This window comes from Pseudoalteromonas pernae, assembly GCF_039831865.1.
In the GTDB taxonomy this organism is placed as follows: Bacteria; Pseudomonadota; Gammaproteobacteria; order Enterobacterales; family Alteromonadaceae; genus Pseudoalteromonas; species Pseudoalteromonas pernae.
The window spans coordinates 886,024-898,468 of the sequence record NZ_JBDODM010000001.1 but is presented as its reverse complement, the minus strand read 5'-3'; the positions used below and the strand labels follow the sequence as shown (position 1 = coordinate 898,468).

The 12,445-nt window shown below is 45.1% G+C and carries 10 protein-coding genes; 6 read left to right on the top strand and 4 right to left on the bottom strand.

The features are described 5' to 3' along the window. Positions 1-201 precede the first annotated feature (201 nt). The 3 genes from V1358_RS03900 (at position 202) to V1358_RS03890 (ending at position 2,965) form a co-directional block, all read left to right on the top strand. Positions 202-759 (top strand): hypothetical protein, encoded by a 558-nt coding sequence (locus V1358_RS03900; protein WP_347392659.1) that lies wholly within the window; start codon positions 202-204, stop codon positions 757-759. A gap of 11 nt (positions 760-770) precedes the next feature. Next, entirely contained in the window at positions 771-1,991 is a 1,221-nt protein-coding gene (locus tag V1358_RS03895) for a S8 family peptidase (RefSeq protein WP_347388878.1), read from the top strand. Between the two features lie 326 nt (positions 1,992-2,317). Beyond that, positions 2,318-2,965, top strand: coding sequence for a lysoplasmalogenase (locus V1358_RS03890; protein WP_347392658.1), 648 nt, complete (start codon positions 2,318-2,320; stop codon positions 2,963-2,965). Between the two features lie 15 nt (positions 2,966-2,980). Here V1358_RS03890 and V1358_RS03885 read toward each other — a convergent pair whose 3' ends face one another. Continuing rightward, positions 2,981-3,745: a substrate-binding periplasmic protein gene (locus tag V1358_RS03885; RefSeq protein WP_347392657.1), complete on the bottom strand. Its 765-nt coding sequence runs from the start codon at positions 3,743-3,745 to the stop codon at positions 2,981-2,983. A 215-nt stretch (positions 3,746-3,960) separates the two neighbouring features. Here V1358_RS03885 and V1358_RS03880 point away from each other — a divergent pair, with 215 nt between their 5' ends. Next, positions 3,961-5,550 carry a Na/Pi cotransporter family protein gene (locus V1358_RS03880; RefSeq protein WP_347392656.1) on the top strand — a complete coding sequence of 530 codons (1,590 nt, stop codon included), beginning with the start codon at positions 3,961-3,963 and terminating at the stop codon, positions 5,548-5,550. A gap of 81 nt (positions 5,551-5,631) precedes the next feature. Here V1358_RS03880 and V1358_RS03875 read toward each other — a convergent pair whose 3' ends face one another. Both V1358_RS03875 and speB read right to left on the bottom strand, forming a co-directional pair. Further along, positions 5,632-7,035, bottom strand: a complete 1,404-nt coding sequence (locus V1358_RS03875; protein WP_347392655.1) for an APC family permease — start codon at positions 7,033-7,035, stop codon at positions 5,632-5,634. A 47-nt stretch (positions 7,036-7,082) separates the two neighbouring features. Beyond that, positions 7,083-8,045: an agmatinase gene (speB, locus tag V1358_RS03870; protein WP_347392654.1), complete on the bottom strand. Its 963-nt coding sequence runs from the start codon at positions 8,043-8,045 to the stop codon at positions 7,083-7,085. A 112-nt stretch (positions 8,046-8,157) separates the two neighbouring features. Between speB and V1358_RS03865 the strand changes: the two genes are divergently transcribed. Both V1358_RS03865 and V1358_RS03860 read left to right on the top strand, forming a co-directional pair. Continuing rightward, a complete protein-coding gene (locus V1358_RS03865) occupies positions 8,158-8,985 on the top strand; it encodes a helix-turn-helix transcriptional regulator (protein WP_347392653.1) in 828 nt (275 codons plus the stop codon). A 113-nt stretch (positions 8,986-9,098) separates the two neighbouring features. Next, complete coding sequence (locus V1358_RS03860) at positions 9,099-9,545, top strand: MarR family winged helix-turn-helix transcriptional regulator (RefSeq protein WP_347392652.1); 447 nt, start codon at positions 9,099-9,101, stop codon at positions 9,543-9,545. A 100-nt stretch (positions 9,546-9,645) separates the two neighbouring features. Here the strand turns inward: V1358_RS03860 and V1358_RS03855 are convergent, their stop codons facing one another. Further along, positions 9,646-12,444 (bottom strand): TonB-dependent receptor, encoded by a 2,799-nt coding sequence (locus tag V1358_RS03855; protein ID WP_347392651.1) that lies wholly within the window; start codon positions 12,442-12,444, stop codon positions 9,646-9,648. Position 12,445: the final 1 nt, after the last annotated feature.

The window sequence follows — 12,445 nt, the reverse complement described above, 5'->3', positions numbered from 1 at the left end:
GGGTTATATGTTCAATATTTTAATTAATTGTAAACCCATAAACTGTCCCTTCATCAGTAAGGCGTTGGGCCCCAACCACAATGATTATGCGCTGACTCCTTACTGAAGCCTATGAGGTTGTTCTCCAGCGAAGCCACAAAACTTTGCGTGATAAACCCATACGCAAAATCCCAATAAACAAGAATCAAATAGGGGGACTCGATGGTCCAAAAAAAATTAAAAGTAATCACAATGGCTCTGTTAGTAGGCACATTGTCAACGGGCTGTACTCTTGTCGGTGAGCATAAGATGACAGGTGGCGGCACCATGGCATCTGCGGGTGGCGACAAAAATGCAGTCTTCACTTTCAATGTTGAAAGCTGTGGGGAAGAAGCGTCAGGTCAAGTGAACTACATCGACCATTCAGCCATTGACTTTGAACAAGTAGGCGGCGTGAGTTTCAACGCAAAAGTAGATGATTTTGGCTTTTGTACACTCGGAGCGATAGAGGATCTGGAGAATGGAACTCCTTGTAATTGCGAAAATCAATTTGAAGCGCAATTTAGCTATGATTCAAAAAATCCTCAGGCGCAAGGTGAAGGTACTGGCTTTGCGTGCTTCGTAGATACTGGAGAAGGCAAAGGAAACTTCCACGGTGTTGTTACTGCTATGAACTTGGATAGTGGTCCTTATGCTGGGTATTTCAATGCAGGCACCATGAATGGCAACATTCAAACACACAGTTGCCCGGATAAAAACAAAGAAACAGAGTCAGAATAAGGAGTAACGAAATGAAAAACAAAAGTTTAATTGCCGTATTAGTGGCTAGTGCCTTTTCTGCCAATGCTGAATTAGTTAATAATCCTGATGCCACGCAAGACCGCGAAGTACGCGTAGTGTTTGAGTATCATCAAGGCAACAAGGCGGAATTAATCTCTGCGATTGAAACTGCTGGCGGAACAATCGTTCGTGAATTAGATATTGATAACTCATTTGCAGCGACTATCAATGCAGATGTATATGCACAAATCAAAGACAGCAAAGCTATCAAATCGGCAGAATTTGATGCTAAGCGTTTTGCAATACCGCAAATGGAAATTGACGCGGAACCAGCAAACTTTGCAGATTATGTACCTTACGGTTTGCCAATGGTTCAGGCAGATCAGCTAAAGTATATGGGCGGTATCAAGGTGTGTATCGTCGACACGGGTTATGACTTAGGCCACGGCGACCTGCCTTCATCAACGGTAGATGGTGACAGCGAGGGAGCAGGTCCTTGGTATCAAGACGGCCATGGTCATGGTACGCACGTTGCTGGCACGATCGCAGGTTTAGATGGTACAGGCGAAAATACCTTAACAGGTGTGATTGGTTCAGGTATGCCAGAGCTGCACATTGCACGCGTATTCAACGACAATGGCAACTTCGTTTATGCGTCCGACTTAGCGGGGGCTGTGAATGACTGTGCTGATGCGGGCGCAAAGGTGGTAAACATGAGTTTGGGCGGTGCCTTCTCGACCAAGGTAGAAGAGCGCGCCTATTCCCGATTAGAAAAGGAAGGCGTGTTATTGATAGCCGCCGCAGGTAACGATGGTAATGCGACGCATAGCTACCCTGCATCTTATGACGGTGTGGTGTCAGTTGCTGCAGTGGATGATCAAATGGAGCATGCAGAATTCTCACAACGCACTTCTCAAGTTGAATTGGCTGCACCAGGTGTAGATGTTGTCTCTACGGTTGCTAGAAATCTAATCCCAGGCAATACACAGGATCTGTACGCTTACATGAGTGGTACTTCAATGGCGAGCCCGCACGTTGCTGGTGTAGCTGCGTTGGTGTGGAGCTACTTCCCGCATTGTAACAACTATGAGATCCGTGCTGCTTTAGCTAATTCAGCGAAAGACCTAGGTGATGAAGGTTACGACTATAAATATGGTCACGGCCTCGTTCAGGCGAAAGCAGCATACGACTACCTAACTGAAAACAGTTGTGATGGTCGTGGTGTTAAATAGACACTAACCCCCATACTTGTGAATTCATGAGGGCGGGTCACACACCCATGGGCAGGCTCTATTGAAGGCACAAGTTATTACAGGGAAGCGGGGGCTATAAGTAGGTATAGTTCTGGTTTTCTGTATCCTCTCAAGCCACTTCCAACGAAGTGGCTTTTTTGTGGGTGAGATGTGCGTTAGCAGGCTGAGGTCGTTTTAGGGTGTTTAACCCAGTTGCATAAATAAGCACTGACTCACTCTAATTATTGCCCGCTTACAAACCACACTGCAACCTTCTTGCCGTTGTATTTTGCACTCATACTGCGTATGTTGGTCGCAATTATTTTGTGAAAATACTGATTATGTTCAACGTCTTACTGCTAGTTATCGTGTTGTCTGGATTTAGCCATATTGTTGCTGATTACTTAAAAAAAGATGTGCTTTGTTATGTCTTTAAACCCTTAACAACCCTGTTAGTCATTGCTTTGGCTTGGGCACAAACCAGCACATTTACCCCTGTGCATTATTGGGTATTTGCGGGTTTGGCGTTGTCCTTGATTGGCGACATCTTCTTGATGTTGAAAAAAGACTATTTCTTGCAAGGGCTAATAGCGTTCTTTGTGGCCCATGTCGCGTATGTGATTGCCTTTACTCACACCTCGGAGTTTGCGTTGAGTACTGTGTTACTGGTGGCATTACTTGCCTACGCAGGGTTATTAATAACGATATTAAACAAGCAATTAGGTAAATTACGGATCCCTGTTTATGCCTACGCCACAGTACTTACTTTGATGGTGCTGACCAGCTATAGTTTCTTTCAAGTATCCGGTTACGAACTGGGCTTGTATGCCTTTGTCGGAGCCGTGTTGTTTATGGTGTCAGACTCTATTCTTGCCTACCGTCGCTTCGTAAAAGGCTATGCATGGAGCCAAGGGGCGATTCTTGCCACTTACTACCTTGCGCAAAGCTTGATTGCTTTGAGTTTGACTAATTAAACGTGCAAGTTTGCTTTATTCCGTTTCTAATTTAAGTTGCCATTTATTTAGCAGCGCTTGGTAGTGCCCAGACTCTTTAATTGCTTGAAGGGATGCGCTGATTTTATCGGCAGTTTCTTGCGGCAGTTGTTTATTGGCAGTGATGTGTAGCTCATTAGGGAAGTCGTTTAGACGCAGTTTTTTCTCGAGTAACCTTGGGTTTAGGCCAATGTTTTTGAGCTCTTTATCCAAGGATAAGGTATTAGTCAGCACCAAGTCGGTGCGCTCCTTGTAAAGCATTTTCATCAAACTAGCTGGCTCCGGTGCCAATACTAAATCGCGTTCCAGTGAGAAGCCGGCTTGCTCTAAATACTGTTGGCTATAGTAACCGCGAACTGTGCTTACGCGCAGACCACGTGCGCTTTGCAAGTCGGTAAGTGTAAATTGCCTTTCTTTTAAGCCCAACAAATAAGCGTGGGCGTTATACACTGGCCCCAAAAACTTAAATTGCTGTTCACGGCTAGGAGTTTTCAGTAGAGACATCATTAGGATATTTGGAGTCTCTTGTAACTCTTTGAACGCCCTCGCTTGAGGCATAATCTCCACCCGGCCATCGCAGCCACAGTGTGTTAGCACTGCTTTTACCACATCCACTAAAAAGCCCTGTGGCTCTTTATCGTGATTCTCAAAGTGCAGGGGGTATAAATCTTCGGCAACAAAGTGCAGTGAATTCGCAGACCACGTAAAGCTAGAAAAGACCCCAGCCAACAACAACATGAAGGATACTGCACACTTTTTCATTTGTTCACACTCTGTTTACAACAAGATGTCTACCTTGCCTAATTTATTGCTTCTTTTCCAGCCTTGTAGCGGTAAATACTCAAAATTATGTGTTTTACCTCCGCGGGCGATTACAAAACTCACGTTAGTTTGTGCTCGATCATTGCGCTATAGGGTGCGCAAACCTATGCTTTTTGTATCGATGTTGATTAATAATATCAGTACCTTATAAACGAATGGAAAACCTGACGATAGCCATGGCTGGGCTCACCGCCATTATTTTATTTATTTTTGGGCTCGAGAACTTTTCCCGTGAAATCGAGAGCATTTCGGGTGAACGCTTTCGCAAATCTTTGAGCCGGGCTACGAACATTCCGATTGTGGGTGTATTGATTGGTGCGGTGGTTACGGCCTTTATTCAGTCAAGCTCGGCCACCTCAGTGATCACTATCAGTCTTGTTAACGCGGGTGTATTAACGTTCAAAAACAGTGTCGGCATCATTTTTGGCTCAAATGTGGGTACCACAATCACAGCGCAGCTGGTGGCATTTAAACTCACAGTGTTTGCACCAGTGATCATTATTATTGGCTTTTTCTTGTCGCTGACACGTAATCGTTTTTCGATTTTTGGTAAGGCCATTTTCTATTTTGGTTTTGTGTTTTTCAGCCTGAATCTGATCTCTTCGTCACTTGCACCGCTGCAAAATAACCCCGCGCTCATCGAGATTTTAACGCAACCGCAAAACCCGCTGATTGCAATTTTAGTGGGCTGTGTATTTACTGCTATGGTGCAATCAAGCTCGGTAACCACTGGGCTGGCAATCGTCTTTACACAACAAGGAATACTGGGGCTGGAGAATGCAGTGCCTATCATTATGGGCGCCAACATTGGTACCACGGCAACGGCTATGATAGCGGTATTTGGTATGGACATCGCCGCGAAGAAAGCGGCGCTTAGTCACTTCTTGTTTAATGTGGGGGGAGTGTTGTTGTTCTTGCCCTTCATTTTACTCTTTGGCAATAAACTCAGTGAAGTCACCATGGACCCAGCAATCGCGCTGGCGAATATCCACTTTATTTTCAATGTAGTTGCCAGCTTGGTGTTTATTCTTTTTCTTAACCCCTTTACGCGATTTGTGGATTTCCTACTGGGGGAGGGGAAGATGGATTTTGAGCGCCTTGAGTTACCAACCTACCAAGAAGATGAAGAGTTTCAGCACGTTGTGGACAAGCTCGAGTCAGGTAATCAACAGCTGCTCAATTTTTTAAAAGAGAACTACAACCAAGTCACGCTAAGCTTAGAAACAAACTACAAGGGCATTCAAGACACGGCTCAAAAGCGTTTGGAATATGCCAGCTTTGTAGAGAAGGAATACATTACTTACTTCACGACGATTGTGAGTAAAATCAATGATGAAGAGCAGTCACGAGAGTTAATGCTGCAAATTAATCGCTTCGATTACTTGTTCCAAATTCATGATTCAATTACCGATCTTTTCGAAAGCAAACGCATAATGAATGATCAATTTATTGAGCTCAAAAGTGATATTTTGATCCTTATTCGCGAGCTCTCGAGTGATACGCTCACCCTGTTCACCCACACCAGTGAACACCTCGACCAACCCAAAAATGATGAAATCGATAAGGCGGCGAAGTCCTTGCAACTTCACCTCAATCAAGCGCAGCGTAAACTGTTAATGTTACTGGCTGATACCAACAGAAAAGACGCTGGCGCCCTGACAAACTTTGTCACTTACTCACAGCGACTCAAAGACAAGCTCCTAAACCTACACAAGATGTACTCCCACAAAAACGCTGAGCTATGAGGTTGCATAGATGATTGAGTTACAAAGCTTGGTGTTGAGCCTAGTTGAAATTACCAGGCTCAATGACACCTGATGACCTTGTTAGACGTGTGGTGCGAACTTGCTGTGCTTTAGTGTGTGTTCACTTCGTCTAACTAACGCCTCGCCGACAAGGAGTGTAATCAGTAAACCGATACTTACTTGCAATACATAATTTAGGTCAAATGGCTCTCCAGGGATCCAAAAGAATAGCGTAATCGACATCACTAAAATGCCAATACACAACCCTGCGATTAGGTGCGCAGCCACCATGCCTCCGGGTACTTTAAATGGGCGAGGTTTAAGTGGATCTCTGAGTCTCAACTTTAAAAATGAGCAGTGCATCGCGATGTAAGGCATTAAGAAGATAATTGCGCCAAACGAGAACAAGGTCCAGTATAATTCTTCTGCGTTTTTAGCCATTACACCATACACTATCAACATGAGGACGCATACGCTGGCGAGTATGACGGCGGAGCCTAACGGCATGTCGTACTTCTTGGTCAAAATAGCGAATAGTCTTGGCATCTCACCTTCTTGGCCTGCCTCAGCCATCGCCGCATTGCCGCCTAGGGTCCACGCAATCATTGATGCAAAAAAGGTAAACAATGTTGCTATGCCTAGCACTAAAACCAGCTTATCGCCCCAAGGCGTTCCGCCGAAAAGCTCCTGCAGTGTGACTGCAAAAATAGTCACAATTTCCACTTCCTCAGCAGGGACTGCCGCTAACACGCCAACGGAACCAAACACGTATAGAATGGCGGTGATCAGACCCGAGGCGAACATCGCTTTTGGGATGTTTTTATCTGGAGAAATTATTTTCTTACTCTCGGACATAATCAACTCTAGCCCTAAACACCCGTAAACAATAACGGGGATATAAGCCAGCCCAGCAGACCAATCCGAGGTTGCTGTTGCGAGACTTAAATCATTGGCGAAGCCATTGCTCATGCCATAATTGATGCCAGCGAAGCCAATAACCAATACGATAATAAACTTCAATGGTGTGGCAATGGACAGAGCCCATTTTGTGTAGTTAAGCGGCAAGCTGTTCACGGCTGCAAGCAAAACGCACAAACATATAGCAACTGCGATTTGGCTCCACAAACGCATGTCAGGGATAAACATCGCTGATAACATCCCTGAGAACATAATGAACACAGAAGGAACCCACAGTGCTATGTTAATCCAGTACAACCAAGTGATCCTAGCGCCCCAACGAGCGCCAAATGCATCTCTTACCCATGCATAGATGCCACCTTGTTCAGGGTAACTTGCACCTAGCTCAGAGGTAACCATTGTGTTGGGCAACATAAAAAAGATGACTGTAACAAGCCACCAAAATACGGCATAAGGTCCCACAGAGGCTGACATGGCTATTTGTTCTACTAATAAAATGGCAGACACACAGTAGAAAACCATGTCTTTGAAACCAAACATGTTTGGTAAGTTTTTTGTATGAAGCATTGTATATTTTCCTAGTTATTATTTTAGTTATGGCTTCTCAGGTGTGGCTATTTATTGTGTGTATTTCTGTGGCTAGCCTTGGCATATAAACATAGTAAATCTAACGCAAGTGATGCCGCAGCGAGTGATGTAATTTCAGCGGTATCATAAGCAGGAGATACTTCAACAAGGTCCATGCCCACAACATTTATACCTTCTAGAGCGCGAAGAATTTGCTGCGCTTGGTAGGTGCTCAGTCCGCCCACAACAGGTGTCCCAGTACCTGGGGCATATGCGGGGTCTAAGCAATCAATATCGAATGTTATGTAACACGGATTGTCTCCCACGATTTGCTTGATTTGTTTGGCGATATAAGCGGGTTGATTGGCATGAATTAGATTGTTATCAAAAACATGAAAGCCAAGGGTGTCATCAATTGACGTTCGCATACCTAATTGCACGGAACGCTCTGGCTCTATGAGACCTTCTTTTGCGGCGTGATAAAACATGGTGCCGTGGTCAATTTTTCCTGTGGAGTCGTTCCACGTATCGTAATGAGCATCAAAGTGAATGAGCGACATGGCGGTGCCAAATTTCTTGGCGTAAGCTTTTAAAATAGGGTAGGTAATAAAGTGGTCACCACCTAGACATAGACTGGCGCAATCTTGTGCCAAAATATGACTAACATGTTGTTCTATATGTTCCGGTGCGCGCTCAGGTAAGCTGGTATCGATACCACAATCACCATAATCCACTACCGCTAGTTGTTCAAAAGGGTCAAATCCCCAATGTGCGACCCGACCCCAAGCCAGGTTACTCGAGGCGGCGCGAATTGAGCGTGGCCCCATACGTGCACCAGCACGATTACTTAAGGCTAAGTCATAGGGTATGCCGGTAACGGCCACATCAGCATAGGTTAAATCTTTACTGTACTTCCTGCGTAAGAAACTTAGTACACCAGCAAAGGTGGGTTCAATATCGGTGCCGAGCAAGTTTTCTCGGGTAATTGCAAAATCAGTTGGGCGGGTCATAATCGCTTCCTGTAGGTGGAAATTCTGTTGGCAGTATTTCATCAGGCGATAGGATTGTAGATCCCCTAAAAATGGGATCGTTTTTCTACATGACGGCGGGCATTATCAAATTATGGAAGATAATAAATGGGTTACTTGGCACCTAAACTTAGCCAAGGTGCTAAATCAATGCGAACGCGCAGATTCACTCAACACACTATTGTACTCCTTGGAGGAGTTGGTTGATGCAACAAGTGGGCTGGCGACAAAATACGTAGCTGGTGATAAACCCGAAATCACTCACCAGCGCTTGCTGGCATCTGAAAGTAAACATTTACAAATCAATCATTATGCGGAAGTTGCATATTTGCTGGACCCATTTTATCGGCTCATCGTTGATTCTCAAACGACTGGAGTGTTTGCACTTAAGAGTGTAGCTCCTGCTGGCTTCTATGAATCTGAGTACTATCGGCTGTTTTATTCTTTGATAAACGTTCGGGATGAGGTGTGCATCATCGTTAGAGTGGATGATGGGGTGTTTTTTAGTTTGTCTCTTGTTCGCTCAGAGGGTAAAAATAACTTTTCACAGCGAGAAATATCTGATTTAGAGAGTGTTTACCCCGTCATAGGTGCATTGATAAGCAATTGGTATTTGGCCAATAGCGAAAGAACAAAAGAGCCTCTGGGCTGGCAGTTAGATGAAGCCTTAAATTTATTCGGTAGTTCTGTTTTAACGCCAAAAGAGTGTGCAGTGCTTCGTTTCACTTTGCAGGGATACTCAGTTAAATTTATTGCCCAAAAGATGGATAACGCCATCGAGACCATCAAATACCATCGCAAGAATATGTACCGTAAGCTAGATATAAACTCTCAATCTGAGCTTTTTAACCTCTTCATAACTGCCCTAAAAGCCCTGCCCAAAGGCGCAAGAACAGACCCGCTCATGCACTTAAATAAGTAAACCCCATACCAATCACTTTTGATAAATCAGCATTCCATAAAAAGTAAAAGCTTGATTAATGGTTGAGTGGTCAAGTATATTTTAATTGTATTATATAGATTGGAATAAGAATCGTGACAGAACTTTCAAATTCGATGCAATTGATTTTGGCGCTTGTGAAAACACAAGGGCAAGTGCTTAAACCTATTGAGAATGCTCTTTCGTTACATGGTATGAGCTTTTCTGAATGGCTGGTTATGCATAAGCTGAATGTTGCGTCAGATCGCAGCCTAAAACGCGCATCACTAGCGAATAGTATTGGCTTAACGGCGTCTGGGGTAACCCGATTACTCAAGCCGATGGAAAAAATTGGATTGGTGGAAAAGGTTACTAATCAAAGAGACGCCCGAATGAGTTTAGTCAGACTCAGTGAGAGTGGTATCAGAGTCTATCAAGAAGCAACTGATAGCATCGAGCAAGGCGCTAAAAAGGTGACACAAATGATGAGTGTGAAGCAAATCGAACAGTGTGCTGGCCTGTTAACTACTCTACATTTTTCAGCAATTGAAGCATCTCACTAATATCCGATAACAAAAGGTATTTAGATTCCCATGAAAAAAAAGCCCCTCAGTAGGAAGGGGCTTTGGGTGCAGGGTTTACCACTTATAACAACACGATTAGTTAGAAGGTTCCGCGGATACCGAGGAAATATTGGCGCCCTGTAAAGTTGGTTGTGGCGATAATTGATTCGTCGTTATTGAAGTAACGGTCGAAACGCTCATTGGTCAAGTTGGTTACGTTAAACGTGAGCGTATAGTTATCATTGATTTTGTACGATGTACTTAAATCTAACTGCTGATAATCATTTACATGACGTGGGCCAGCAAAGAAACCAAACGATGGCTCCAGTAGGTACTTCTCACGGTAGTTGTAAGAAAGACGCACTGACGCTGGGCCTTTTTCATAGTAAGTCACTAAGTTATATACGTTTTTAGAGAGGCCAGTGTAGCTGAACGTTTGTCCGCTGAAGCCATCACCAAAGTCAGTATCACTGTCTGTATAGGTGTAGTTCGCGAGCATACCTAAGCCATCAAACGGTGCAGGTAAGAAATCAAAGGTTGTTTGATAACTCAGTTCGGCACCTGAAATAGTCGCAGAAGCTGCATTTCGTGGGCGGTCAACGGATGCCCAGTTAATTCCTGCGATCGTCTCTGGCGCACTGGAGTTAAACACAAAACCATCGATGTCTTTTTGGAACAGCGCAGCACTCGCTAAACCAGTGTCACTGAAGTACCACTCAAGTGATAAATCTAATGAGTCTGATTCAAATGGCTCAAGAGCTGGGTTACCCGCAGAGCCTGTCAGTGTGGTGGTGCTAAATGTAAAACGTGGTGAAAGCTGCGACAGCGTAGGGCGCGTGACCGTTTTGCTTGCGCCAAAACGCAGATAAAGTTCGTCAGTTAGTTCACCGGTTAAACTTAGGCTCGGTAAAACGTTGGTGTAATCACTGCTGGTAGAGCTTGTTTCACCTACTACATCATAGTCACCAGCGCTGCGAATGATAATTTCGACTGGGAGTGCACCGGTTGCTTCTACTTCCGTTTTAACAGCACGAACACCCACATTACCTTTCACTGGCACATCACCAATATCGAAGGCCATATTCGCTTTGATGTAAGCGGCGGTGATGTCTTCGTCGACTTGGAATGAACTGATGCTATCAAATTGGCGCTCAACACCGTATTTGGCATGGAAATCAAGCGGATCACCGATGACAAAGCTGCGAATAACGTTGGCATTGGGTGCTTCACCTAAAAAGTCATCAACAGGGAAATCTAGTAAGTTAATGGCAGATGTCGGCAGTACATCAGGCACACCATTGGCTCCAGTGAAGCTGTTACCTACGTATGCATTGATTTCTTTAGAGCGTTGCGTGTAGCGAAAACCGGTTTCTAGGCTAGTGAAATAGTCACCATCCAAAAAGCGTTTAGCGTCAAAGGCAAATGACAAGGATGTGTCTTTTACGTCACGTGCATTGGAGTTACCAAAGGCCACACGGTAGTTCGCAGGATCGTTCAGATCAGTACCGGTAACGTACAGGTCCGGAATACCGTTATCAGGGGTACGTGCATCGTAAACTACATCGGCAAATGCTTGTAACAGCACGCTTTTGAGGTCGCGTGTTTGTTCACCTTTAGAGTAACCGATATCAAAATCAAGCTCCCAATCATCATGAGGTGCCCAATTAACATGGGTGCCTAGCGCAAGGGTATCTGACTCGAGGGTGGTTAACTCTGACACACTACGGAATTGTGTTTGTGGAGCAACGGCGTACACTAGGTTGTCGTTTTCAACTACCGCTTCGGTGACTAGGAAAGGGAATATACCGCCTACACCGCGACCATTAACATCGTTGATGTCAGCTGCAACCCATTGGCTAGGATCTTGCGGGCCACGGAATTGGAAACGAGCAGGTAATTGCAGTGCTGTTTCATCTACGTCAAAGGTTGCGTATAGGGCATCAAATGTTACGTTTAGCTCATCGCTAGGCGCAAACTCGATAACGGCATTTAACCCTGTACGCGTTCTGTCATCACCATAATATTGAGTCAGTGGCTCAATAGGATAGAGCGAATTAGGGTAGTCAATACTGCCATCATTTGTGCCGCCAGGCACAGTGGCAAGGTCGGGGCGAATTTCAACACCGTCACCCGTGCCTGGGCCAAAGTTTACATTACCCCATGAGAAGTACTCATCTTCACGCGTTTGTCGCTCAGAATAGGTAACGCCAACAAGCACACCAAAGGTTTCATCATCAGACTTCCAGTTCACAATGCCGGAAATACGCGGGTCTGTTGAGTCGGCAAGTTCACTGTAAACTCCTTCCGCTGACCATGCACCAGAGAAGCCTGCTTCGTCGGCATCGAGTGGTTTACGGGTTTTGATGTCGGCATTACCGCCGATACCACCTTCGAGCATGTCGGCTGATGCGGTTTTATAAACATCAAGCTGACCAATCAGTTCCGAGGGCAACACATCGAGTGAAAATTGTCGGCCAATGCTACGGCCAGACGACAATGAACGACCATTGAGGGTGACCTGTGTGAAGTCAACGGGCAGGCCACGGATCTGTACGTATTGACCGCCTAAGCGACCATCAGTGCTGCCGTTGGTCCCCCCGTTCGGGCTGCCTCTTGGTCTGTCTATTGAGATACCAGGGACACGTTGCAACGATTGGGCAACGTTTTCATCGGGGAATTTACCCATGTCCTCGGCGGCAATCGAATCTTGAATTTTGTCGGAGCTGCGCTTTGTTGCGATGGCTTCTTTCAAACTCAGTCTTACGCCACTAACGGCGATTACTTCGATATCATCGTTTTTGGCATCCTGTGCTGGTGTGTTCTCCTCTGCCAATGCTGCGCTTCCAATTAAAGAAAGTGCCACAGATAAGGCTATTTGGCTTCTGGTGAATTTCATCATA